Below are 22,895 nucleotides of genomic sequence, written 5' to 3' on the forward strand. Positions count from 1 at the left end.
CATCAAAGATAGCGAACATCGCTTCCAGGTTGTTGGGATCGGGTGTTAGCCAAGCATCATCGAATTCCGATCACAGTTCCAACTTACGGCGTTTGGATCTATCAATGTAGCGCCGCTGGAGAACGAATTGTGTAGTGTGATACCCATATAGAAAAAAGGGACCAAGGCCCCTTTTCTTCAATCTTTGTGCCACCCGGACCAGCGGAACGTTTCAGCGATCTTCGATCCACACGCTCCATTGCGCCAAGGATCGTTGGGATTTTTCGTTACGCACTGCACCCTCTTAAGCGCTCCATCATCGATGTTCCAGATGACGCGAAGGCTATATAGGATTTTATCAGCTGACGCATCAATAGACGTGTCAAGCTCTGTAATGTAGACAATGTGTCCAGATTCTTCGACTCGCATCGTGCTCGCGGTAACCTTCACCGCGCTGACAGCAGCCTGATCTCCCCCGGATCGCGTAGATACGTTGTCCTTGATTTGCTGGATGTAGTGCCCTTCAATCAGCCGTATTGTCTCGGGCGTCACGGTAGCATCGAGCTTGTCAGGCGGAAGTAGCTCTACTGTGGAGTTGACGATAGGCAAGCGCTCTTCCGCTACATTCTGCGGCGAGCTGATAGGAGCCGCCGCTCTGGCTCCTTCATGCTGTGGCTGGACTACATAGCCCAGGTAGGCTCCTCCCAAGATCATGACAACCCATGCAATGACCCGACTCTTGATCATGACCAAAGCGGCAAAAATCAAGGGGATCAAACTGTATCCCAGCCAGTGCGCGTAGCTGAGCGTGAGCATGTAAAACCCGGATCCGAGCGGAGCAAACCCATGCGCAATTCCAGCAGCTACATAGGCAACGAATGGGCCTAATATAAGAAGCGCAAGATAGTTCAGCGTGCGAACCGGCATGCGCCGTTTCTTTACTGCGGTATCGTCCATGTGTCCCCCTGTGAGATGACTAGCGCAGTGATCTTACTTCATGCCGCAAGCCGATGCTCATAGTAAGGATGACGGCGGTCATCGAAGATAGCGAACATCGCTTCCAGGTTGTCAGGGTCGGGCGTTAGCCAAGCATCCGCGAATTCCGATCACAGTTCCAACTTAGGGCGTTTGGATCTATCAATGTAGCGCCACTGGCGAGCGAATTCTTTAGCCTGATACACAGATAGAAAAAAGGGGCCTTAGGCCCCTTTTTAATAGCCCCTACTAACTGGCGAGAAAAGGCTTACCTCCGCTTCATGCCTTCAACAAGACCGGGAGCCTCATCTGCTGGAACTTGCCCATCCCAGCACAGTGCCTTCTCATCGTGCAGATAGGCCTTCCCATAGTCATCCTCCGTCCTTGTTGGCTTTTTATTAACCACAGCCCACAGGAATCGACAACTACACTGATCAGCCGCATCTTGATCACTGATGTTTGAATAACCCTGCTTCCGTGCGCTTTCTTCATAATGAAGGCAAGATTTGACAAAGGGTGTATCCAAGACTTCTTCAGGAGTCATCCCATGCTCGTCTCCTCCCCATTTTTTTGAGGAGCCGCACGCAGTGATCAACAAGAAAACGACTGAAACGATAATAGCCCTTTTCACGACAGTTCATATCCCCCAATATAAAAGCACAACACAATTAAAATTTACAATCAGAAGGACGGAGCGGCCTTCTTCTTGCGCTCAAGCTCGTCCTTGGTAAATTGCAACGCTCGCGGCGTAAATACAGATATATAGCCAAAATCAAGCCTATTCACCATTCCTGAAAAATTGACCTCAAAGGCAGGCAGCTTCCATACAGCCTCATGCGAGCTAAAGGAAGCCCCCATCCTATTCTCCATAACATCTTCCTTTAGAGAACTAGGCTTGCCAAATTTATCTTGCAGAGCACGCAGCAATGCGTCCTGGTATTCCAACCCAGCCGTCCCCGCATCAACACCCTCAATCACACCATTGACGACGACCAAAGATGTTGAATTAGCCCTCACCCCTGCAGGGCGTTTGCTGCCATCTGCCACGAAATCGACCTTGAAACTCCCTTCTGTGTCCAAGTAATCACCTGGCTTACCCTTGAGGATGCTGTGTTGCCAACAAGGTCTTACAGGCTGGTCCATGTCAAAAGCATAGCCCGATGAATACCTGGCTCGATCCGCCTGACACTCTGGAAGATCAAACTTAGCTCCAATTTCAATGCCCATAAAATCCGCACCGTGGACAACAACTGGTGATATCAGCGCAGAAATTATTGCAGCCATCTTCATTACTTTCACCACACCCCCCTTTTTAGGATCCCGAGCCGCTTTGCGGCATATCATCAAAGATGGACCAGTCATTACCCGAGATCGCGGATACAATCTGCTGGTATGTCAGCGGCGTTGCCGACGACAAGTTCCAAGTCCATATCAATCCCTCTTGAATTTCAGCTGCCCTGCCAAGAGATATTTGACCACTGGTGGCGGCGATCACGAGACCTTTTCGCACCTCCTCATCCACCGCGATTTTCTTTAGTTCTTTGAGGTAGAGGTGAGCTAGCGAATAGTCAACCAAGCCGGGAGCTTTCTGCTTCCCAAGCTGCTGATTAAGAGCGTAGAGCTCCAGAATGAGAGGTATTTCAAGCTCGATCTTTGCCAAGTTTTGCTTAGCGTTAGAATGGCCTTGAGCAGCGGCTAGTTCAAACCATTTTTGTGCCTGCCCAATATCTCGCTTACAGCCCAGGCCTTGATAGTGGAGAACTCCGAGATTGAACTGCGCGTTGGCGAAGCCTTGCTCTGCAGACTTCCCATACCATTCGTGGGCTGACTTGTAATCGAGGGCAACACGCACTCCTTTGCCGTAGCAGAAACCGACTTCGTTCTGAGCTTCGGCCTCCCCATCAGCAGCCCTTTCCAAAAGCACCTGGAATGCTGAATTACTCTTCTGCCTAGCCAGGGTGCTGGTGTTCATCGACGCGAAGTCAGGATCCGGCTGTTCTCGGCCGCGAGCAATAACGGCATCCACGTCCTCGTGAAGCGCACGCGATACTTCTGCATGGTCCTGAAGAGTTATCGTGGTGCCCCCGTCCCGCTCTCGCAGAAAAACGGCAAAGTAGGCCTTCCCGTTGAGCATAATTGAAGCGGATGCCGACTCATGATCTGAGACCGTGCAGCCCTTAGATACCGCATAGGACCGAGCAGCTTCGTAGTAGAGCTCAGGGAATGTAACCATCTCCCGCTTTGTGACTATCATTCCGCGAATGCGTCCCTCCACGGCTTCTTCCTTCCGTGTGTGCCGAGAGGCATACAAGTATATGAGATAGCCTACAAGACCCAGCCAGAGCGGCGGAAAGAAAAAGCCAAGCACTAATAGTATTAGGATGACGACGATCATTTTTCTGTCACCCAAACAGTTGGTGATGCATTGCACCACAGTGCGAAAATACTTGAAGATCCCATGACATTCCCCCGACCCTACGATTGAGACAATTGTAGTGGGAATGTGAAGAAGATGGTGTCAGAAAATTCTTACACCCAGCTTTGATCCAAAAAAAAGCCCGCCAGTGGCGGGCTCTAAGTGAAACAAACTGGCTAGATTAGGCAGCAGGCCACTTCTGGCCGGGGTTGGCGTCACGCCACTTCTTTGCCTCATCCGACTTTTCCCACTCCGCAAAGGTCGTGGGGGTGCGGCCACGGCCACTCCAGGTGTCGCCGTTCGGCAGCTTGAACTTGGCAGCCACCGGGCCACGGGTGCCTGCATTCGAATTGGACGAACCGGCCTTACGGCCAGGACGCGAGGCACCGCCAACAAAACGGGCGATTTCGTTCTTCTGGCGAGCATCGAAGTAATCAGCGAAGTCAGACAGCAGGCTCACGATGTTTGCGTGTGCGCTTTCAGCTTCCGCCTGAAGCTCCTGCTTTTCCTGAGCTTCAATTTTCTGGAGTTCTTCCAGCAACTTCTTCTTCTGAGCAGCCAGGTTATCCAGCTTCTTACCCTGAGCTTCCGTCTTCTGTGCCGACATTGAATTACCCCTTGAGAAATTAATTACGATTTAACCACACCCGAATCGTAAAAGGTCGCAACAGGGAAATCAATAGGCCAAGAGCTATTTTTTAAAAGAAATATGCAATTTAACGATCAATTAAGGCGAAGGGCGTCAAGAGAACGCCTCTGTTCCTCGCCTACAAGTTCAAGCGATAGAAGGTAGAGGCCCGCTGGCTGAATTTTGATGATCGTTGATCCGGGCATGTAAAAGATAAGGCCAGCTTCGTCAGCGGCTTCCAGGGCGGCGGCGCAATGTTCTTCATCTTGCCCCGCCTCCTCCATGAGGTATTCCAACAGAGTTCGTGGAGCGGTAGAACGACGCATCAAATAGTCGAACTTGCGCCACTCTGTGATTGTCTTATGACAAGCACGCAAAACCGCACCTGGACTGATCGCGGGAAGGCATGTAACACCATCACCCTCGAAATCAAATGAAAGTTGAAGACTCATAATTACCTCCCTGGATAACCGTATTTAAACGTATACCTTTAGGCTAATTTAGATTGGCAACTTGTCAACCCGTCAGATGACCAGTTCAATACCTCTACTCTTGGATCTTTGCTTGACGACCAAGGCTGCTGGATTGTCAATTTCGGCGGACTTTTCAAGCGGCTTTGTAGGCTCGTGCTCATACTTTGCAACACCTAAGTGGGTAGCAATAGCCTCAGCGTCTTTTGCTGCTAATAATATTTCGCGGGGGTGTTCTTTGAGGATCTTGATCCAGGACGCTATGTAAGCCACATGCTGGCCTGGATCGTGACCTATACCAAGACGCTCGCCGACCATCATTGACGCCATCTCCGCTCGTAGCTCTTCCTTTGCATAGCTTTCGCTTCCAAACGCCCCTGTTAAATCGCGGTCAAGTCGGGATTTATGCCCTGTCCAGTGGCCCAGCTCATGCAGTGCGGTGGCATAGAAGTTGTCAGTTGACTTGAAAGCCTCTCTCAGTGGCAAATGAATGCTATCGCGATGCGGCGAATAGAAAGCTCTATTGCCACCATCGTGACGAATTATTGCGCCGGAATCCCTTAGGAGCTCGTCGCACTGAGCATGGCGCTCGGCTTCTTTAGGGAGCTGCCGGATGGGCGCTGCGGGCATTCCCTCAACTTGATTTCCATTGAAGACAGAGAAAAGGATGGGGATCATTCGCTTTTTCTGAGCAGGATCGGCCTCCTCCTCTTTTTCTGCGGCCTCAACCCACTTGACGCACGTCGTGGATTTTTCGCCTTTGCGGACATGGCAACCCAGATCTGCAGCTTGCTTGAATGTGAGCCAGCGGTCGTCTGTGTATCCGTTAGCTCCCTGCATCATCAGCAACATCATGGCATTTGCGCCTGAGTATCCCCTTCCTGTGATTGCGTTGTAAGGCATACCCTCGCCATGCGGTGGCGATACGCCAGGCTTCCATGGCCTGATCCAAGGCGCTGTTCCTTCTTGAAGAGCTGTAATCACGCGGTCAGCGTATAGCTGCGCATAGTCATCATATTTCGTGGCCGTGCTGCCCCTCGCTGCAGGCTTCTTTTTAGCAGCCATACTGACCTTCCACTTTGATTAAAATGCCGCTATTTATTAGCTCTTGAATGTCATGGAGGGATGCAAGGCGTATTCCCTTGTCATTACCCGCATAAACGGACGCCGTGTATCCCGATGCTGCGGGACGCAGCAAATAGCATTCGCTAGCAGCAAGCGCCTCAGCGACACTTATTGCATCTTCATCATATGCCTCATTAATAAAGCCCATTGAACCCTCATCGATTAATGCCTGGCAATAACTATGCGATATTTTCGAAAGTTGGCAACAGGGTGTTGACAAATTAATCAGAGCCATCATATTGATACTGTAATATTTTCAAAACTCCTCAGCTTGAATGTATTATGTAATTACTTCGTTTTTTTAGACTTCTTCGAAGGCCGTTTCGGTGGTGCCCGAAACTTCCAAATAAAAATGCAAAGCCCCTCTTAGGAGGGGCTCATCTCTATATTTGACGAATCCCCATTTTGGGGTTACTCCTTATATATGGACATATCAAATATTTATGAAGCACTAGTTTATGGAATAGCTTTCGGGCTACTCCACTTCTCTCTTGTGTGGTTTTTCATAAAGTCACTCAACGATAGGCACTTGCTAGTGTTCGCGGCCGCCGCGTCCGTCGCTAGTGCCATTGCGGGAATTACAGCGTGGATGTTGAGACCACTGGCATTTAGCGATTCGCTGTTGGACGCTCACATAGTGACGTGGTTCGCAGTGCTGGCGATATGCGTTGTAGCTTCAACCATTAGCCGCTACAGACAGCTGAGCATGCAATGAAACAATCAGGTAATTCACTGATTGAGTTTTTGCTCGTAACAGTTGTGATATTGGCGGTAACCGCAAGCATTCTGGCTCTAGCAGGTCAAACTGACAAAAAGAGGGTCAATGAGGAGCTAAGCGACTTAGCGACTCTGACCGCCACTGCAGAGCGAGCCTTGGGAATGCCACAAGGTCACTATGAAGGGCTGCCTGGCAAGCTGATTGACGAAAAGCTTGTGCCAGCAAAAATGGTGGACTCAGCAGGCCACTTACAGAGCAGATGGGGGCCAGTGAACCTGGTTCCTATCGATGTAGGCGCGAAGCGCCTTGCGGGCTACAGCATCACTTATACAAACGTTCCATCTCCTGCGTGCCCGCTACTTGTCAAAGGTGGCCCGAAGGACAAACGTTCGATCAGAGTTGATAGCGTTGAAGTAGGCAGCTTTGGAAACATCAATGCATCGGCTCTGGCTCAGGCCTGTTCAAAGGCAACTGTAAGTATTACTTTTGAACATCATCTCAATGAGCCGGGCAAACGCTCTCTTTAAGTCCATTGCCCGGCCTCTGCATCTGTGAGCTTTTCATACTGCTTTGAGCCCAAGATTTCTAGCGCGCATTTTGCTTCATCGCCAGCACCCGAAGGCTGATAGCAGATCATTCCAGAGTGCACCATCGCTTCCCAAAACGCCGCTTTGTTCAATACTTCTGATGGCTTCATAAGCGATAGTTCTACCCTTTTCTGGCTCCAAGCCTGATATGAAGCGAAGACAACACTGCGCTCAACTTCTGCTTTGTCACTAGAAGAAACTTGCTCTGTTGTTGCCCACTCCCTGATCTGCTCAGTGGCTCGCCCGCAGATCATCACTTCATAGAAGTCTGCTTGCTTACCTCCTACCCTGCGATTTGATTTTTGAGCCGGGTTGACCAGCCCAGCTTCTGACATACCGCGCCAGAATTGCCTTGGTGTGAGAATTTCAGCGGCTTGATACCCCTGAAGACCGCACCAGGCTTCATAGCCTGCGTAGATTTCTGTTAGCTGCACCCAATGCCCAGGCTCAGGCACGACACGCATTTCATCTGCCCAGGCACGGACACTGTCAGAGCCGTTGCGAGCTCGCTTTTTAGCGGCTCTGGCCGCTTCAGGAAGCTCCTGGTCAGACAGTGGACGGCCGCGAGCTACAACACGCCTTGCACCTTCAAGCATCCAGTCCAAAACCAGCTTTCCTTCAGTCTCTAAAATGGTTTTTTGGAAGTCAGGGATGCGCTCGCTCTCAGGGATGACAACGTTCCACTGCACGACAGTAAGACGACGCCACACACCGTCAGATTTATCGCGAACAAAGGGCGCACTGTTGCTAGTGATCAGCCACTTCGCTTTAGAGTGATAGCTAGCGAGGGCCTTTTCATTTTTACGATCAATGCCTATTCCATTGCCTGAAACAAGCGTTTTGAAGCGCCCTTCTGCCCAGCGCTCGCACTCAACCTCATCAACGAGGATCAGGCTTGCGCCCACGAGTGGTTCAAGGCTGAAGCGATCACCCAAGGCCTCTAGGCTCAAGCGAACAGACTGCCTGTGCATCGCTTCAACGAGCTCTGCTAATGTGGATTTTCCTGAACCGGCAGCGCCATACCACCACGCTGCTTTCGAATAGTTTCCTGGCAACAGGGTCATTCCGCATTGTTCCTGGACTAATGCGCGAACTTCAGGATCAGGCAACGCACGCTCCAGGAACTGCGCAAACAGTGAAGTTTTAGGCAGTGAAGTGGTGTTGTAAGGGCGGTGTCCTGAAGCACCACAATTGATGCGCACTGCATGTGTCATCCCCAGCGCTGGATCTGGCTTCAACGCCTGAAATCCTGTAGGCAGAACTTCTATGTAGTAGTCAGCACAAGGAACAATAGCGCGCTTGTCGCTCGGGGCAGGCAGGGGGTTGAGGCTTCTCAGGTCCACAGTTGCATGATCCCAGCACGAGGCGGCCCTCTTCTGACTCACAGCGTGTTTTGCGTTGGTCTTCAGCCATTGAGAAGCTACGCCGACTCCCACATCTGTGCTGACAGCCTTCCAAAAAGTTCCGTCCCATTTGTGAATTATTGCTCCTGACGCTTCAGTGGACTGGCAAGCCCATTTCCCAATTTTGCCAGATGAGATTTGGGATCCAAAAATATATTCAAGGGATGGAGGCTTGACCTTTCCTCGCGAATCTAATTCGTGAGCACTAACCCACTCCTTTTCGACCTTTTCCCTTTGCTTTATTCTCGCCTCTTCCAAGGAGACCGTATTTGCGTCGTTTGGGTCGTTTGCGTCGTTCTCCATGGCAACGGTCGCACGCGCTGGCGCACCGCGCACACGTGAATAGCGCCTGGTTGGTTCAAAGTGTCCTGAGGTGTTGACAGAACTCCCAACTGGTGGAATATTATCTATACGCATGTTTTCTCCTTAAATCCCTCGCCCTGCCAGGCGGGGGATTTTTTTATTGATTAATTGGGCAGCGCAGCATCTAAAATGCGCCTGATTTTGTCGCTTGTAGATATAGTTGACCGCTGGGCCTCGGCCTGGAGTCTCAGCGCCAACGCACGTTCTAGCCGTAGATTGATATGAACATCCTTGCGAACTGGAACTTTCGCTCCGCCAGCGGAATTCTCTTTATTATTTTCCACAAAATCTCCCGTATTACAGTTGGAATACACTCAATAAAACATAAATCCCAATTTCGTCAATAGGCTCTTTTATTCTGAAAGATGCCTGCTGGCCTTCTAAGGCCAAAAACAGAAGACCAGCAGAAGACCAGCAACAAAGACCAGCAGCTGAAACCATTGGTATATAAGGGTTTTGAACCAAATATCATCCTCTGCTGGCCTGCTGGTCTTAGAAATGCATATTTCTCACTGCGCATATTTGCTCTACATGCATGCATATAGAAAAAGTGGAATCAAAGGCCAGCAGGCCAGCAGAGCCAGCAGCAACCCCGAAATCCTTTGTGGGACAAGGCTTTCGGGCTGCTGGTCTTCCTGCTGGTCTTCCTGCTGGTCTTCGTTTTGCCCGCTAGAAGACCAGCAGAGAAAAACAACAAAAAAGCCCCCATTTAGGGGGCTTTTTAATCCTACTTTGAAAATGGTTAAAGCCTGCTGGGCCCTTTAATACTAATGGATTTGGGCGTATTAACATCCAAAAACCGCTCTTCATCAGCGGCTCTTTGAACCGCCCCTCCCCTCTCAATCGAGGCGATGAGGGAGTTCAACTCAAATTGAGCAACTTCAGCGTATGGTTGTCTATGTGCATCGCTCTTCCAGGGGAGAGCCAAGGCGGAAATTAATGAAACTTCAATCACGTCATCAAGATCAATTTCCACCAATTGTTCTTCAGGTAGAACCCAAAGATGACCTGCTATCCGCCCCTCGATAATCAGCCAAGGGTGGATATCTGCAATTCCTTCAAGACCATTGAAAGAGAGGACACCGAGCCTTCTTGCTTTTTCCCTGGCCTTGGCGAGAGCATCCTCAGCAATTTTTAATTCAATCGTCGCTTGAATGCGATCAACATCACGCAAGACGGATTCAACCTCGCTCCTTTTCCCTCTTGTGACCACTGAGCCCTCCCGAGATTTTAGGAAGCGATCAAGGGACTGCAGGGTAAAACCCATGTGCTGATTTACAGCCGTTGTGCCAGGGCGTGAGGGATTTTTAACTGGCTCAGGCCCTTCCCCTGCCCTCACCCAAGCCCTTAGGGTCGTGTAATGAACACCCAAGTAAAAAGCGGCAGCTTTCGTGCTGACCTTTGCTCTAACGCCGCTTTTCGCCTCCTCTATTTCCTGTTGCCACTGCGCCTTGTCAGGCGGTGGCGACACGGATAAGGGATCACGCGACAGTGGGAATACATTATTCATCCACTCCACCCTTTTCCCTTTCAGGCAGCAAAGGCCAGTCAACTGGCTTCAGCTGATTGTAGAACGTGGGTGCGCTGGAGGCCATCAGCTGCTCAACGCGAGACAGCGCTTCCTGCAGCTCATACCACTCCGGTTCCTGATATCGAATTGTTGAGGCGGATCCTGCATCAGGGTCCGTTGGGTCTTTAGGGGCAAGGTGATTAAAGAGCCTGCTTACGATGCGATCAGGGATTTGGAGCTTACCTGCGTAGCGTCCCAGCGTTCTGCGCAAATCATGAGGCGTTGGTCCAAATTCAACAGACAGCTTTTCGCCCAGGCCTTTCATAATGGCCTTGCTGTCTTTGTAATGCCCTTCGGCAGCCCGCGCGCTACGGGCGGGGTATACCCAGCGGGCGCGGGGATCATCCGCCTCCAAGCGCCTCTCAAAGCGGTGACGCATGAGGGCGGTGGAAAACGGGCCAAGTGGCATGTTGTGATCGCGCCTATTTTTGGTCTGAGCGAAGAATACTTGCGCGCCTTCCTTCCCTGTCATCGGGTTGATCGACGTGCGGCCCTCTTTCCTGGCCTTTGGATCCATGGCGTCCAGCCATACCCAAGAGGTTGTTTCACGCTCGCTCTCTGGCACGCGGTCAAACCACGCCAATTCTGCTGTTTCATTTCTGCGAGCGCCCAAGAAAAGCGTTGAGAGCAGGTAATAGACTCCGCTCTCGTTCTGGCCTCGCTGAGCCAAGCGCCTGCTCCAGAGGTAGTCAATAGCTGCGCCGAGTGTTCCATCCGCCTCGCCCAACGGATTGCGAACGCGAGCTTTAACGTAGTAGCTGTGAAGCGCCCTGGCATCCCGCATTCGCCCCTCTTCCCACAGGACCTGGAAATCATTTCCAAAAATGATCGGATTGCGCCCGGCCTTTTTAGCCTGCCGCTTTTCTTTGTCGATCACGTAGCGAACAGCGCGCGATGCTGCTGCAAAGGTTTGTTCTGCGGCGCTTACGCCTGCCGCCTTAATTCGAACCCTCATGGCTTCGCTAGTGACCCCCAGCTTATCTAGCTCTTCCTTTGTCAAATTCACCCGCCCCACGCTCTCCATAAAGGCCTTGATTTCAGGTGTAAGCCGGTTTGAGTGCAAGGCAGCGGAGAGCCAGGTGGCGTTAAAAGCTTTTAAAACATCCTCTTCTGTGATGTGCCTTATTTGCTTGGTTCCAAAATTGACCTCATCACGATCTAGGCGCGCAATTGTATTATTGAGCATCTTGATGGTGCCCTCAGCCGCAGGCGGCGTGCGCCTGATAAGCATGTCGCGATAGAGCGTAATTGCTCCATTGACTGTCAGCTGCCTCATTTCCTCAATTGAGGTCTCTGCGCGCTCATTGACCTTGGGGTGAGCACCCGTTTCCTTTGACTCCTGGAACTTGTGGCGGGCCAGCCTATGGGCTTCTTCAAGTGACAGATCCCGCGTGTCACCCACTGTGAAGCGCATCACCTTGCCGTTAATTTTGCGCTGAACCTCGTAGCTGGCCTTTGTCTTGCCCACATAGACACCAAAGCCCGTGGGAGCCTCCTTGGTTGCGTCGAGGAACCTCCAGGCCTTCCCGTCAGGATTGGGTTCAAGAACGGCGTAGCCGCCTCTGGTGGAGGCTACGGGACTACCGCTCTTGTCTAGCGCTGGGCGCACAGTGCTGCGAAGCTGTCGCAGTTGCTCTTCATTGAACTTCAAGCGAAGCGCCATCTAGTGTTCCTCCTGGATCTGGCTACCGCTGGAGCCCCGCACGGCCCCGGTAGCCAAATTCTGCCACCTTTTTGTGCCCTGCAGTGTTTTGGCTACCCTCTGGCTACCTTTTGCGCTGTCAAAGCCTTCCACAGCCTTCCACTCGCTCGCACTCCCGCATCTGCAGAACCGCTATAAATGACTGATATTGTTGCAAAACCCAAGAAGTCAAAGGCATCCGAAGACCACACACCTTTGATGAAGCAGTTCTTCGCCGCCAAGTCCGATTACCCGGACCTGCTGCTCTTCTTCCGGATGGGCGACTTCTATGAGCTGTTCTACGACGACGCCCGCAAGGCGGCGCGGCTGCTGGACATCACCCTGACCCAGCGCGGCAGCTCCGGCGGCGCGCCGATCCCGATGGCCGGCGTCCCGGTCCACGCCTACGAAGGCTATCTGGCGCGTCTGGTCGCCCTGGGCGAGTCGGTGGCGATCTGCGAGCAGATCGGCGACCCGGCGCTGGCCAAGGGCCTGGTGGAACGCAAGGTGGTGCGCATCGTCACCCCCGGCACCGTGACCGACGAAGCGCTGCTGGACGAGCGCCGCGATACGCTGCTGATGGCGCTTTCGCGCGGCAAGCAGGGCTACGGCCTGGCCTGGGCCGATCTGGCCGGCGGCCGCTTTTTGGTCAACGAAGTCGATTCGGACGATGCGCTGGAAGCCGAGCTCGCGCGATTGGAACCGGCCGAGCTGCTGGTGCCCGATGAAGAAAACTGGCCGGCCTTCCTGCAGTACCGCAGCGGCATCCGGCGACGTGCGCCGTGGCTGTTCGATGCCGACAGCGGCCGCCGACAGCTGCTGAATTTCTTCAAACTGCACGACCTGACCGGGTTCGGCATCGACGACAAGCCGCGCGCCACCGCCGCCGCCGGTGCCCTGCTCGGCTATGTCGAAGAAACCCAGAAACAGCGCCTGCCGCACTTGACTGCGATCGCCACCGAAACCGCCAGCGAAGCCATCGCCATGAACGCGGCCACGCGCCGCCATCTGGAGCTGGATACGCGCGTGGATGGCGATACCCGCAACACCCTGCTCGGTGTGCTCGACACCACGGTGACGCCGATGGGCGGTCGCCTGCTGCGGCGCTGGCTGCACCGCCCGCTGCGCCTGCGCGAGGTGCTGGTGCACCGCCACGATGCGGTCGCCACGCTGATCGACCGCGGTGCCGACAGCGACGTGCGCGATGCCTTCCGCGCCCTGGGCGATCTGGAACGCATTCTTACCCGGGTGGCCCTGCGCTCGGCGCGCCCGCGCGATTTCTCCACGTTGCGTGATGGCCTGGGCCTGCTACCGGACGTGCGCGCGGTGCTCGCCCCGCTGGATTCGCCGCGCCTGATCGCCCTGCACGATGCGCTGGGCTCGCATGACGAATGCGCGCACCTGCTGGCCAGCGCGATCGCCCCGACCCCGCCGCTGAAGCTCAGCGATGGCGGCGTCATCGCCGAAGGGTACGACGCCGAGCTCGATGAGCTGCGCCGCCTCTCCACGCATGCGGACCAGTTCCTGATCGATCTGGAACAGCGCGAGCGCATCAGCAGCGGCATCGCCACGCTCAAGGTTGGCTACAACCGCGTGCACGGCTACTACATCGAAATCAGCAAGGGCCAGTCGGAGAAGGCACCGGTGCATTACACGCGCCGCCAGACGCTGACCAATGCCGAGCGTTACATCACCGAGGAACTGAAGTCCTTCGAGGACAAGGTGCTGTCCGCGCGCGAGCGCTCGCTGAGCCGCGAGAAGTTCCTGTACGAGCAGTTGCTGGACATCCTCGCCAGCGGGCTGGAGCCGCTCAAGCAGTGCGCGGCGGCATTGAGCGAACTGGACGTGCTGGCCGGTTTCGCCGAGCGTGCGCAGGCGCTGGACTGGGCGCGCCCGGAACTGGAGACCGCGCCCTGCCTGAAGATCGAGCGTGGGCGTCACCCGGTGGTCGAGGCGGTGCGGGAACAGCCGTTTGAACCGAACGACCTGGACCTGCATCCGGACCGCCGCATGCTGGTGATCACCGGCCCGAACATGGGCGGTAAATCCACCTACATGCGCCAGAACGCACTGATCGTGCTGCTGGCCCACATCGGCAGCTTCGTGCCGGCCAGCCGCGCGGTGATCGGCCCGATCGACCGCATCCTGACCCGTATCGGCGCCGGCGACGATCTGGCCCGCGGGCAATCGACCTTCATGGTCGAGATGGCCGAGACCAGCTACATCCTGCACCACGCCAGCGCACAGTCGCTGGTGCTGATGGACGAGATCGGCCGCGGCACGTCCACGTACGACGGCCTGGCGCTGGCTGATGCGGTCGCACGCCATCTGGCTTACCAGAACCGCTGCTACACGCTGTTCGCCACGCACTATTTCGAACTGACCGCGCTGGCCGACGAACAGCACCAAGGCGGCGCCAGCGGCATCGCCAACGTGCACCTGGATGCGGTGGAGCACGGCGACGCGCTGGTGTTCATGCACGCCGTGAAGGATGGCCCGGCCAACCGCAGCTTCGGCCTGCAGGTGGCCGCACTGGCTGGCCTGCCGAAATCGACCGTCGCCCAGGCGCGACGTCGCTTGGCCGAGCTGGAACAGCGCAGCCATGAGACGCAGTCCGCCGTGGTCGCCGCGCAGGCGCTGGATGCACCGCAGCAGTTCGGGCTGTTCAACGCGCCCAACACCGCTGCCCAGGACGCGCTGGCCGCGATCGATCCGGACGAGCTGACCCCGAAGCAGGCACTGGAAGCGCTGTACCGGTTGAAGACACTGCTCTGACGATCCGGTAGTGCCGGCCGCTGGCCGGCTCCCCGCAGAGCCGGTAGCACCCGACCGTTGGTCGGGTGCGCGCGCGGGCCCGCGTGAATTCTTCGCATTCCCGTAGTGAACGCGGCGCTATGCTCGGGCGGTCCCCATCCCTGCCCTGGAGTCCGCCGTGAATACCGAATCGCTTGCCGCGTCCCTGTTCCAGCAACTGCAGCAGGGCCAAGGCCTGCAGCAGGTATCCCAGCAGTTGGGCATCGATCAGAACCAGGCCAGTGGCGCCATCGGGGCGGCGCTGCCCCTCTTGCTGGGCGCGATGGGCCGCAATGCCCAGGAACCCCAAGGCGCGCAGGCCCTGCTCGGCGCCCTGCAGCGCGACCACGCGCCGGCCAGCGGCGGCGGCTTCGATCTGGGCGGGCTGCTAGGCAGCGTGCTCGGCGGTGGCGGCGGCAATGCGACCAACGGCGCCGGCATCCTTGGCCACGTCTTCGGTGGCAACACCGACCGCGCCACCCAGGGCCTGAGCCAGGCCACCGGGCTGGACAGCAGCAAGACCAGCCAGCTGCTCGCCATCCTCGCCCCCATCGTCATGTCCTATCTGGCCCAGCGCTTCGCCAGTGGCGGCAACGCGAGCCCGGGTCAGCTCAGCCAGGCCCTCGGCCAGGAAGCGCAGAGCGCCAACAGCGGTGGCCTGCTGACCTCCGTGCTGGACCAGGACGGCGACGGCCAGCTGGGCGTCGGCGATCTGCTCAAGCTCGGTGGCGGGCTGTTCGGCAAGCGCTGAGGGCGAGACGCGAAATAGTCTGCGCCTATCACATTGGTTGATTCATTCGAATTTACTGAATGAACGGCAGTGCCTAACGTGGACGTACGCCTTCACATCGCGCCGCCCCACGCGCCGCACGTGCAGGTGCCACGTTACCCGACGTCGCCATCGCCTCCCCCGCGCCGGTGGTCTCCACGTTCGCCAGTCCACAGGTAGATACCCATGAAAAGCGAAGCCAAGTGTCCGTTCAACCACGCCCTCGTCGGCGATGCCACCACCAACCGGGACTGGTGGCCCAAGCAACTGCGGGTGGATCTGCTCAACCAGCACTCGAGCCGCTCGCATCCGCTGGATGACACTTTCGATTACGCCGAGGCCTTCAAGGGCCTGGATTACGCCGCGCTCAAGGCCGACCTCAAGGCCTTGATGACCGACTCGCAGGACTGGTGGCCGGCCGACTTCGGCCATTACGGCGGCCTGTTCGTGCGCATGGCGTGGCACAGCGCCGGCACCTACCGCATCGGCGATGGCCGGGGTGGCGCCGGCCGCGGCCAGCAGCGCTTCGCACCGCTCAACAGCTGGCCGGACAATGTCAGCCTGGACAAGGCCCGCCGCCTGCTGTGGCCGATCAAGCAGAAGTATGGCCAGGCGATCTCCTGGGCCGACCTGCTGGTGCTGACCGGCAACGTCGCACTGGAATCGATGGGCTTCAAGACGTTGGGCTTCGCCGGCGGCCGCCCCGATACCTGGGAACCGGACCAGGACGTGTACTGGGGCCGTGAAACCACCTGGCTGGGCGGCGACGTGCGGTATGCGCACGGCTCCGAAGGCGTGCAGGAAGACCACGGTGTGCTGGTCTCCGATGACGACGCGGACGGCGACATCCACTCACGCGATCTCGAGAACCCGCTGGCCGCCGTGCAGATGGGCCTGATCTACGTCAATCCGGAAGGCCCGGACGGCAACCCCGATCCGCTCAAGGCAGCATTCGACATCCGCGATACCTTCGGCCGCATGGCCATGGACGACGAGGAAACCGTCGCCCTGATCGCCGGTGGTCACAGCTTCGGCAAGACCCACGGCGCCGGCCCGGCCGACAACGTCGATGTGGAACCAGAAGCGGCCGGGCTGGAAAGCCAGGGCCTGGGCTGGGCCAACCGGTTTGGCACCGGCAAGGGCGGCGACACCATCACCAGTGGCCTGGAGGTCACCTGGACACGCACCCCGGCGCAATGGAGTCACGACTTCTTCGAGATCCTGTTCGGCCACGAGTGGGAGCTGACCAAGAGCCCGGCCGGTGCGCACCAGTGGGTAGCCAAGGACAGCGAGGCGATCATTCCCGATGCGCACGATCCGTCGAAGAAGCATCGCCCGACCATGCTCACCACCGACCTGTCGCTGCGGGTGGACCCGGCGTACGAAAAGATCTCGCGTCGCTTCCTGGCCGACCCGCAGGCCTTTGCCGATGCCTTCGCCCGTGCGTGGTTCAAGTTGACCCATCGCGACATGGGCCCGCGCGCACGCTATCTCGGCCCTGAGATTCCGGCCGAAGAATTCGTCTGGCAGGATCCCGTGCCGGCAGCCCCCCAGGCCACGATCAGCGCGCAGGACATCGCCTCGCTGAAACAGCAGATCGCTGCGGCCGGGCTGAGCGTAGGTGAGCTGGTCTCCACCGCGTGGGCGTCGGCGTCCACCTTCCGCGGCTCGGACAAGCGCGGCGGAGCCAATGGTGCGCGCGTGCGCCTGGCCCCGCAGAAGGACTGGGCGGTCAACCAGCCGCAGCAGCTGGGCAAGGTGCTGGCCGCGCTGGAGAAGATCCAGAGCGGCTTCAAGGGCGATGGCGGTGCGCAGGTGTCGCTGGCCGATCTGATCGTGCTGGCCGGCAATGTCGGCGTCGAGCAGGCGGCCAAGGCCGGTGGCCATGAGGTGAGCGTGCCGTTCAACCCGGGCCGCACCGATGCCAGCCAGGCGCAGACCGATGTCGCGTCCTTCGCGGTGCTGGAACCGTACGCCGATGGGTTCCGCAACTACGTCAAGGGCCGTTACGCCGTGCCTGCCGAGGCGATGCTGATCGACCGCGCACAGCTGCTCACGCTGACCGCCCCGGAAATGACCGCACTGGTCGGTGGCCTGCGCGTGATCGGCACCAACGTCGGCGGCAGCCTGGACGGCGTGTTCACCGATCGCGTCGGCACGTTGAGCAACGACTTCTTCGTCAACCTGCTCGACATGCGCACGCAGTGGGTGGCCAACGGCGATGGCTACAGCGGCCGCGACCGCAGCACCGGCGCGCAGCGCTGGAGCGGCAGCCGCGTGGACCTGGTGTTCGGCTCGAACTCGGTGTTGCGTGCACTGGCCGAGGTCTACGCCAGCGCGGACGGCGAGAAGAAGTTCGTTCGCGACTTCGTCGCTGCCTGGGCGCGGGTGATGGAGCTGGACCGCTACGACCTGCGCTGATCCGCCGTCGCAGGCACACACGAAGACCGGGCCCACTGGCCCGGTCTTTTCATTTCTGCAGGGCGCCCCTCACAGCGCGTCCAGATCGCCCAGCGCACGGATCAATCGACGCGCACGCTTGTCCGGCTTGTGCTCCGGCGGCAGGTAACCGTTCTTCGCCGCCGCACGCTGCAGGCGCACCTCCGCGCGGCGAGCCAGCGACGCTTCACTTTCGACATACAACTGCTGCGCCACCGGTGCCGGGCCGCGCATATCGCTCAGGCCACGGACCTCGATCTCGAACACTTCATCGCCCCGGCTGATCTGCAGGGCTTCGCCCACGCGCACCGCGCGCGAGGATTTCGGACGCTGCCCGGCCACGTCCACCTTGCCGGTTTCCACCGCCTGTTTGGCCAGGCTGCGGGTCCGGAAAAACCGTGCGGCCCACAGCCACACGTCCAGCCGCACGGCGGCTACCGGTGTTGCTTCAGTCATGCGTTCTACCCAGCTCCACGGCGTTGGCCGGTTGTCGATTCAGCGGTTGCGTCGCGTCCGGATTACCGCGGCACCCCGTGCCACCGATCAGCGCCGGCACTCCGGCATCCAGATCACGGCGCTGGCTGCCGACCTGGCATTCCGGTCGGTCCATGGGCCTTACCTGTGCATCGCGCAGGCGGTCGTCCGTACTCGAACATGCGGCCAGCGAGGCGCCAATCAAGAGGGCCAGCGCAGCGGGGATGAACCGGTCAGCCGGGAGGATCGGCAGCCGGCCAACGGCCGGCACTGCCGGGGGAGCGGCTGACGTGCGTTGAGACGCGGAAGTGCGCATCGCGATATCCCCTTGATGGGCTTGGTGCTAGTGTGCCGCTCTCTGAGCATGATCTCCAGCGCACATGGCCAAAGCGCCGCTTGACCTGACCACCGGCCCGATCGGGCGCAATCTGTTCCTGTTCGCCCTGCCGATCCTGGCCGGCAACATCGCCCAGTCTCTGAACGGCTCGGTGAACGCGATCTGGGTCGGCCGCTTCCTCGGCGAAGCGGCGCTCACCGCCACCGCGAACGCCAACAACATCATGTTCTTCCTGATCGGCTCGGTGTTCGGGATCGGCATGGCCGCGTCGATCCTGATCGGCCAATCCATGGGCGCGCGTGACCTGCCGCAGGCGCGCCGCGTCATGGGCACCAGCGCGACCTTCTTCATCGGCCTGTCGGTGGTGATCGCGATTGCCGGCTGGTGGCTCTCACACCCGCTGCTGGCGGCGATGGGTACACCGGCCGAGTCCCTGCCGCTGGCCGAGGCCTACCTGCGCATCATCTTCCTGGCGATGCCCACGCTGTATGCCTTCGCCTTCCTGAGCTCGGCGCTGCGCGGCGTGGGCGATTCACGCACGCCGTTCCGCTTCCTGCTGCTCTCGGTGCTGCTGGACATCGGCTTCAACCCGCTGCTGATCTTCGGCATCGGCCCGTTCCCGCAGCTGGGCATCGCCGGCGCGGCGTGGGCCACGCTGATCGCGCAGACCCTCTCGCTGCTCGGCCTGCTCTGGTATATGCGCAACAAGCGCCATGTGCTCTGGTTGGGGCGCAAGGACATGGCGCTGTTCAAGATCGATGGGGAGATCCTGCGCGCCCTGGTGGTCAAGGGCGTGCCGATGGGCCTGCAGATGGTGCTGATCTCGCTGTCGATGATCCTGATGATGACCATGGTCAACGGCTACGGCACCGATACCGCGGCCGCGTATGGCGCCTCGCTGCAGCTGTGGACCTATGTGCAGATGCCGGCGATGGCGATCGGCGCGGCGTGCTCGACCATGGCGGCGCAGAACGTCGGCGCGCAGCGCTGGGACCGCGTCCGTGGCACCGCCCGCAGCGGTGTGCTCTACAACTTCCTGCTGACCGGCGTGCTGATCCTGCCGCTGATCCTGCTTGATCGTTACACGCTCGCCCTGTTCCTGCCCGAGGGCAGCCAGGCGCTGGAAGTGGCCCGCCACCTCAACCACATCGCGGTGTGGTCGTTCCTGTTCTTCGGCGTGAACTTCGTGATCTCCGGCGTGGTGCGCTCCACCGGCGCGGTGATCCCGCCGCTGCTTATCCTGGCCGCCTCGCTGTGGGGCATCCGCGTGCCGTTCGCCGAGCTGCTGCAGGACCGCTGGGGCGCCGACGCGGTGTGGTGGAGTTTCCCGGTCAGCTCGTTCTGCGCGATGCTGATGTCGCTGGCGTATTACCGCTGGGGCGGCTGGCGCAAGGCACGCATGCTGCCCAGCCATCATGAAGAGCTGGCAGCCCCGGCCGAGATCCCGGCGTCGCCGCCGTCACCCGTGGCGGACCCGAATCCCACCACGCTGCAGCCCGCCGCGGCGGGCAACGCACGGCCGGATTAGGCCACGCGCCCCTGCAGCAGGGTCTTCCAGGCCGGCAGCCTGTAGCGCCGGCGCTGGTAGCGCATGAGCAGCGCCATCAGCAGGCCGAACAACAGCCCGGCCATGACAGCACTGCCCACGGTGATGCCCAGCGTGAGCGAACCAAGGTCAAGCACCAGCCCCATCAACAGGCGCCACAGCACGCCCCACAGCACCCCGAACAGTCCGCCCATCACGAACAGGTTGCTACTGAAGCTGGCGAGCAGCGGGGGCGGCACGCGCAGCCCCATGCGCCACAGCAGCCGATGCATCGGCGGTGCGCGCATGCCGGCGGGCACCCTGGCGTCGGCCATGGCCTGCAGGGCAAGACGTACGTCGGCGGGATAACGGTCCATGTGCTTCTCCATCACGAGGCCACAAACGCAAACGGCCACCCGAAGGTGGCCGTTTGAGGCGACAACCGAAGTTGCCGGCCGGGAATTACTGGGCAGCCTTGGCAGCCAGGCGCGCGGCCTTGGCCTGCGCAGCAGCAGCCAGATCTTCCTTGATGCGGGCAGCCTTGCCTTCCAGGCCACGCAGGTAGTACAGCTTGCCGGCGCGGACCTTGCCACGACGCTTCACTTCGACCGAGTCGATGATGGCGCTGTGGGTCTGGAAGACGCGCTCGACGCCGTAGCCGTGCGAGATCTTGCGGACGGTGAACGCGGAGTTCAGGCCGGCGTTCTTGGTGCCGATGACGACGCCTTCGTAAGCCTGCACGCGCTCACGGTTGCCTTCCTTCACCTTCACGTTGACGACGACGGTGTCACCCTGGCTGAACTTCGGCAGCTCGCGGGTGATCTGGGCGGATTCGAAGTCCGAGAGGATGGATTTGTTCAGCTTGCTCATGGGTGCACCGATAGTGTTCGGGTGGTCGTGTCGTTCGACAACGTGGGCTCATGCAGTCACCGGACTGTGCTGCACGTTTTTTGTAGGGATTCCTGCCACCGCGCCCAAAAGGCCGATGGCAATCCCGAATTGTAAACAAGATCCCGCCCCCGCGCTAGGGGGTCGGATCCTTGGCAATGGCCTGCCGCGCCTGCTCCAGCAGGAGGCGGTCGGCCTTGGGCAACTGGCTTTCATCGAGCAGATCCGGCCGCCGCAGCGCGGTACGCAGCAGCGACTGCTGCCGTCGCCAGCGGGCGATGGCGGCATGGTTGCCCGAGCGCAGCACGTCCGGGACAGTGCCCCATTCATGCTGCGCGGGATGACTGTAGTGCGGGCAGTCCAGCAGCCCCTGCGGGCCTTCGAAACTGTCCTGGGCGGCCGATTCGGCATCGCCGAGGGCCCCGTCCTGCAGGCGGGTCACCGCATCGACGATCACCGCCGCGCCCAGCTCACCGCCGGACAGGACGTAGTCGCCCAGCGAGATCTCCTCGGTGACCTCGGCCTCGAGGAAGCGCTCGTCGATGCCTTCATAGCGGCCGCAGAGCAGGATCATGCGCGGCAATGCCGCCAGTTCCCGGACCTTGGCCTGGGTCAGCGGCCTGCCCTGCGGGCTGAGGTAGATCACCGGCGCAGGCGCCGGGTCCGCCGCCTTGGCCGCAGCCAGGCAGGCCCGCAGCGGCTCGATCAGCATGACCATGCCCGGGCCACCCCCGAACGGACGGTCGTCCACCCGGCGGTAGTTGCCTTCGGCATAGTCACGCGGATTCCAGCCGTGCAGGTCCAGCAGACCGCGCTCAGCGGCGCGGCCGACCACGCCCAGCGCGGCCGACTGCGCCATGAACTCGGGGAACAACGTGACGACGTCGATACGCATCCGGCCTAGAACTCCGGATCCCAGTCGACCACGATCAGGTTGGCCTCGAAATCCACCGAGACCACGAATTCGGGCTGCACGAACGGAATCATCCGCTCACGGTCACCCTGCACCACGAGCACATCGTTGGAGCCGGTCGAGAACAGGTGGGATGCCCGCCCCAGTTCGACGCCCTCGACGGTACGCACCTGCAGGCCTTCCAGATCCACCCAGTAATATTCATCGGGCTTCGGCGGCGGCAGTGCGCTGCGCGCGACATAGACTTCGGTCCCGTACATCGCCTCGACCACGTCGCGGTCGGTGATGCCGGGAAACACGGCGACCAGATGCTTGCCGGACTGACGTCCGCGCGCACCGGTGAGCGTGCTCTCCTGGCCGGCGGGGGTCCGCAGGATCCAGGGCTGATAGTGGAAAATGGCGGTACGCGGCTCGGTCCAGGACTCGAGCTTGATCTCGCCTCGCACACCAAAAGCGCCGACAATCCTGCCCAGCAGGATCCGGCGCTCGGTATCTTTCATCTGAATAGACCGAATGGGCCGCGGCAGGCGCGGCCCTTCAGGATCAGGCCGCGGAGGCCTGGGCCTTGGTCGCTTCCTTGTACAGGTTGCGGACCTTGTCGGTCATCTGGGCGCCGTTGGCGACCCACTTGTCGACCAGCGGCAGGTCCAGCACGATGCGGGACTCGGCACCCTGGGCAACCGGGTTGTAGTAACCGACGCGCTCGATGTTGCGGCCATCACGGGCGCTGCGCGAGTCGGTCACGATGATGTGGTAGAACGGACGCTTCTTGGCGCCGCCGCGGGTCAGTCGAATCTTGACCATGGTGTTGTTTCCTCAATTGCCCAGTCGCCAGGATGGCG

23 protein-coding genes and 1 pseudogene are annotated in these 22,895 nt (G+C 58.9%); 5 read left to right on the top strand and 19 right to left on the bottom strand.

Annotated elements, in window-relative coordinates:
• Window positions 1-177: 177 nt before the first annotated feature.
• The 9 genes and pseudogenes from ORK51_RS10565 to ORK51_RS10600 all read right to left on the bottom strand — a co-directional run bounded on the left by ORK51_RS10565 (window position 178) and on the right by ORK51_RS10600 (window position 5,828).
• Window positions 178-936 (bottom strand): hypothetical protein, encoded by a 759-nt coding sequence (locus ORK51_RS10565; RefSeq protein WP_266084880.1) that lies wholly within the window; start codon window positions 934-936, stop codon window positions 178-180.
• A 38-nt stretch (window positions 937-974) separates the two neighbouring features.
• Window positions 975-1,082: pseudogene (locus ORK51_RS17930) on the bottom strand (SOS response-associated peptidase family protein); the annotation flags it as partial.
• Between the two features lie 140 nt (window positions 1,083-1,222).
• A complete protein-coding gene (locus ORK51_RS10570) occupies window positions 1,223-1,498 on the bottom strand; it encodes a hypothetical protein (protein WP_180855483.1) in 276 nt (91 codons plus the stop codon).
• Between the two features lie 137 nt (window positions 1,499-1,635).
• On the bottom strand, window positions 1,636-2,244 hold the full coding sequence (locus tag ORK51_RS10575; protein ID WP_180855484.1) for a hypothetical protein: 609 nt from the start codon (window positions 2,242-2,244) through the stop codon (window positions 1,636-1,638).
• Window positions 2,245-2,266: 22 nt separating this feature from the next.
• Complete coding sequence (locus tag ORK51_RS10580; RefSeq protein WP_180855485.1) at window positions 2,267-3,349, bottom strand: tetratricopeptide repeat protein; 1,083 nt, start codon at window positions 3,347-3,349, stop codon at window positions 2,267-2,269.
• Window positions 3,350-3,551: 202 nt separating this feature from the next.
• Entirely contained in the window at window positions 3,552-3,977 is a 426-nt protein-coding gene (locus ORK51_RS10585) for an H-NS family nucleoid-associated regulatory protein (RefSeq protein ID WP_100468001.1), read from the bottom strand.
• Between the two features lie 116 nt (window positions 3,978-4,093).
• Entirely contained in the window at window positions 4,094-4,450 is a 357-nt protein-coding gene (locus ORK51_RS10590) for a hypothetical protein (RefSeq protein ID WP_180855486.1), read from the bottom strand.
• A gap of 72 nt (window positions 4,451-4,522) precedes the next feature.
• The gene (locus tag ORK51_RS10595) at window positions 4,523-5,533 is read right to left on the bottom strand and encodes an ArdC family protein (RefSeq protein WP_180855487.1); all 1,011 of its coding nucleotides are present in this window, start codon (window positions 5,531-5,533) and stop codon (window positions 4,523-4,525) included.
• A complete protein-coding gene (locus ORK51_RS10600) occupies window positions 5,523-5,828 on the bottom strand; it encodes a hypothetical protein (RefSeq protein ID WP_180855488.1) in 306 nt (101 codons plus the stop codon). Before ORK51_RS10600 ends, ORK51_RS10595 begins: the two co-directional genes overlap by 11 nt.
• A 476-nt stretch (window positions 5,829-6,304) precedes the next feature.
• Between ORK51_RS10600 and ORK51_RS10605 the strand changes: the two genes are divergently transcribed.
• The gene (locus ORK51_RS10605) at window positions 6,305-6,838 is read left to right on the top strand and encodes a type 4 pilus major pilin (RefSeq protein WP_180855489.1); all 534 of its coding nucleotides are present in this window, start codon (window positions 6,305-6,307) and stop codon (window positions 6,836-6,838) included.
• Here ORK51_RS10605 and ORK51_RS10610 read toward each other — a convergent pair.
• From ORK51_RS10610 to ORK51_RS10620, 3 genes are all read right to left on the bottom strand, one after another.
• Window positions 6,835-8,718, bottom strand: coding sequence for a DNA primase family protein (locus ORK51_RS10610; protein WP_180855490.1), 1,884 nt, complete (start codon window positions 8,716-8,718; stop codon window positions 6,835-6,837). The genes ORK51_RS10605 and ORK51_RS10610 overlap by 4 nt on opposite strands.
• Before the next feature lie 688 nt (window positions 8,719-9,406).
• Window positions 9,407-10,174 carry a helix-turn-helix transcriptional regulator gene (locus ORK51_RS10615; RefSeq protein WP_180855491.1) on the bottom strand — a complete coding sequence of 256 codons (768 nt, stop codon included), beginning with the start codon at window positions 10,172-10,174 and terminating at the stop codon, window positions 9,407-9,409.
• The gene (locus ORK51_RS10620; protein ID WP_266084882.1) at window positions 10,167-11,897 is read right to left on the bottom strand and encodes a tyrosine-type recombinase/integrase; all 1,731 of its coding nucleotides are present in this window, start codon (window positions 11,895-11,897) and stop codon (window positions 10,167-10,169) included. Before ORK51_RS10620 ends, ORK51_RS10615 begins: the two co-directional genes overlap by 8 nt.
• 177 nt (window positions 11,898-12,074) lie before the next feature.
• On the opposite strand from ORK51_RS10620, the gene mutS reads away from it, so the two are divergent.
• The 3 genes from mutS (at window position 12,075) to katG (ending at window position 17,898) form a co-directional block, all read left to right on the top strand.
• A complete protein-coding gene (mutS, locus tag ORK51_RS10625; protein WP_429000653.1) occupies window positions 12,075-14,690 on the top strand; it encodes a DNA mismatch repair protein MutS in 2,616 nt (871 codons plus the stop codon).
• A 157-nt stretch (window positions 14,691-14,847) separates the two neighbouring features.
• Window positions 14,848-15,459, top strand: coding sequence for a DUF937 domain-containing protein (locus tag ORK51_RS10630; protein WP_019184480.1), 612 nt, complete (start codon window positions 14,848-14,850; stop codon window positions 15,457-15,459).
• A gap of 204 nt (window positions 15,460-15,663) precedes the next feature.
• A complete protein-coding gene (gene katG, locus ORK51_RS10635; RefSeq protein ID WP_266084884.1) occupies window positions 15,664-17,898 on the top strand; it encodes a catalase/peroxidase HPI in 2,235 nt (744 codons plus the stop codon).
• Window positions 17,899-17,967: 69 nt separating this feature from the next.
• Here the strand turns inward: katG and ORK51_RS10640 are convergent, their stop codons facing one another.
• Both ORK51_RS10640 and ORK51_RS17875 read right to left on the bottom strand, forming a co-directional pair.
• On the bottom strand, window positions 17,968-18,372 hold the full coding sequence (locus ORK51_RS10640) for an RNA-binding S4 domain-containing protein (RefSeq protein WP_046272160.1): 405 nt from the start codon (window positions 18,370-18,372) through the stop codon (window positions 17,968-17,970).
• Window positions 18,365-18,661 carry a hypothetical protein gene (locus tag ORK51_RS17875; RefSeq protein WP_083279869.1) on the bottom strand — a complete coding sequence of 99 codons (297 nt, stop codon included), beginning with the start codon at window positions 18,659-18,661 and terminating at the stop codon, window positions 18,365-18,367. Before ORK51_RS17875 ends, ORK51_RS10640 begins: the two co-directional genes overlap by 8 nt.
• A gap of 109 nt (window positions 18,662-18,770) precedes the next feature.
• On the opposite strand from ORK51_RS17875, the gene ORK51_RS10645 reads away from it, so the two are divergent.
• The gene (locus tag ORK51_RS10645) at window positions 18,771-20,255 is read left to right on the top strand and encodes an MATE family efflux transporter (protein WP_266084885.1); all 1,485 of its coding nucleotides are present in this window, start codon (window positions 18,771-18,773) and stop codon (window positions 20,253-20,255) included.
• On the opposite strand, the gene ORK51_RS10650 is transcribed toward ORK51_RS10645, so the two are convergent.
• From ORK51_RS10650 to rpsP, 5 genes are all read right to left on the bottom strand, one after another.
• On the bottom strand, window positions 20,252-20,629 hold the full coding sequence (locus tag ORK51_RS10650) for a DUF6404 family protein (protein WP_083279868.1): 378 nt from the start codon (window positions 20,627-20,629) through the stop codon (window positions 20,252-20,254). The genes ORK51_RS10645 and ORK51_RS10650 overlap by 4 nt on opposite strands.
• Before the next feature lie 85 nt (window positions 20,630-20,714).
• On the bottom strand, window positions 20,715-21,122 hold the full coding sequence (rplS, locus tag ORK51_RS10655; RefSeq protein WP_019184486.1) for a 50S ribosomal protein L19: 408 nt from the start codon (window positions 21,120-21,122) through the stop codon (window positions 20,715-20,717).
• A gap of 154 nt (window positions 21,123-21,276) precedes the next feature.
• On the bottom strand, window positions 21,277-22,035 hold the full coding sequence (gene trmD, locus ORK51_RS10660) for a tRNA (guanosine(37)-N1)-methyltransferase TrmD (protein WP_266084886.1): 759 nt from the start codon (window positions 22,033-22,035) through the stop codon (window positions 21,277-21,279).
• A 5-nt stretch (window positions 22,036-22,040) separates the two neighbouring features.
• Window positions 22,041-22,553 (bottom strand): ribosome maturation factor RimM, encoded by a 513-nt coding sequence (gene rimM, locus ORK51_RS10665; protein WP_070473373.1) that lies wholly within the window; start codon window positions 22,551-22,553, stop codon window positions 22,041-22,043.
• Between the two features lie 43 nt (window positions 22,554-22,596).
• Window positions 22,597-22,857: a 30S ribosomal protein S16 gene (rpsP, locus tag ORK51_RS10670; RefSeq protein ID WP_017356068.1), complete on the bottom strand. Its 261-nt coding sequence runs from the start codon at window positions 22,855-22,857 to the stop codon at window positions 22,597-22,599.
• Window positions 22,858-22,895: the final 38 nt, after the last annotated feature.

Origin of the sequence: Stenotrophomonas sp. RIT-551 (genome assembly GCF_026241915.1) — a bacterium.
In the GTDB taxonomy this organism is placed as follows: Bacteria; Pseudomonadota; Gammaproteobacteria; order Xanthomonadales; family Xanthomonadaceae; genus Stenotrophomonas; species Stenotrophomonas bentonitica_A.

What these genes read in the sequence shown, in the direction of transcription:
- ORK51_RS10565 (WP_266084880.1), bottom strand. Translation starts at nt 936, where the DNA reads ATGGACGATACCGCAGTAAAGAAACGGCGCATGCCGGTTCGCACGCTG.
- ORK51_RS10570 (WP_180855483.1), bottom strand. Translation starts at nt 1,498, where the DNA reads ATGACTCCTGAAGAAGTCTTGGATACACCCTTTGTCAAATCTTGCCTT.
- ORK51_RS10575 (WP_180855484.1), bottom strand. Translation starts at nt 2,244, where the DNA reads ATGAAGATGGCTGCAATAATTTCTGCGCTGATATCACCAGTTGTTGTC.
- ORK51_RS10580 (WP_180855485.1), bottom strand. Translation starts at nt 3,349, where the DNA reads ATGATCGTCGTCATCCTAATACTATTAGTGCTTGGCTTTTTCTTTCCG.
- ORK51_RS10585 (WP_100468001.1), bottom strand. Translation starts at nt 3,977, where the DNA reads ATGTCGGCACAGAAGACGGAAGCTCAGGGTAAGAAGCTGGATAACCTG.
- ORK51_RS10590 (WP_180855486.1), bottom strand. Translation starts at nt 4,450, where the DNA reads ATGAGTCTTCAACTTTCATTTGATTTCGAGGGTGATGGTGTTACATGC.
- ORK51_RS10595 (WP_180855487.1), bottom strand. Translation starts at nt 5,533, where the DNA reads ATGGCTGCTAAAAAGAAGCCTGCAGCGAGGGGCAGCACGGCCACGAAA.
- ORK51_RS10600 (WP_180855488.1), bottom strand. Translation starts at nt 5,828, where the DNA reads ATGGCTCTGATTAATTTGTCAACACCCTGTTGCCAACTTTCGAAAATA.
- ORK51_RS10605 (WP_180855489.1), top strand. Translation starts at nt 6,305, where the DNA reads ATGAAACAATCAGGTAATTCACTGATTGAGTTTTTGCTCGTAACAGTT.
- ORK51_RS10610 (WP_180855490.1), bottom strand. Translation starts at nt 8,718, where the DNA reads ATGCGTATAGATAATATTCCACCAGTTGGGAGTTCTGTCAACACCTCA.
- ORK51_RS10615 (WP_180855491.1), bottom strand. Translation starts at nt 10,174, where the DNA reads ATGAATAATGTATTCCCACTGTCGCGTGATCCCTTATCCGTGTCGCCA.
- ORK51_RS10620 (WP_266084882.1), bottom strand. Translation starts at nt 11,897, where the DNA reads ATGGCGCTTCGCTTGAAGTTCAATGAAGAGCAACTGCGACAGCTTCGC.
- mutS (WP_429000653.1), top strand. Translation starts at nt 12,075, where the DNA reads ATGACTGATATTGTTGCAAAACCCAAGAAGTCAAAGGCATCCGAAGAC.
- katG (WP_266084884.1), top strand. Translation starts at nt 15,664, where the DNA reads ATGAAAAGCGAAGCCAAGTGTCCGTTCAACCACGCCCTCGTCGGCGAT.
- ORK51_RS10640 (WP_046272160.1), bottom strand. Translation starts at nt 18,372, where the DNA reads ATGACTGAAGCAACACCGGTAGCCGCCGTGCGGCTGGACGTGTGGCTG.
- ORK51_RS10645 (WP_266084885.1), top strand. Translation starts at nt 18,771, where the DNA reads ATGGCCAAAGCGCCGCTTGACCTGACCACCGGCCCGATCGGGCGCAAT.
- ORK51_RS10650 (WP_083279868.1), bottom strand. Translation starts at nt 20,629, where the DNA reads ATGGACCGTTATCCCGCCGACGTACGTCTTGCCCTGCAGGCCATGGCC.
- rplS (WP_019184486.1), bottom strand. Translation starts at nt 21,122, where the DNA reads ATGAGCAAGCTGAACAAATCCATCCTCTCGGACTTCGAATCCGCCCAG.
- trmD (WP_266084886.1), bottom strand. Translation starts at nt 22,035, where the DNA reads ATGCGTATCGACGTCGTCACGTTGTTCCCCGAGTTCATGGCGCAGTCG.
- rimM (WP_070473373.1), bottom strand. Translation starts at nt 22,553, where the DNA reads ATGAAAGATACCGAGCGCCGGATCCTGCTGGGCAGGATTGTCGGCGCT.
- rpsP (WP_017356068.1), bottom strand. Translation starts at nt 22,857, where the DNA reads ATGGTCAAGATTCGACTGACCCGCGGCGGCGCCAAGAAGCGTCCGTTC.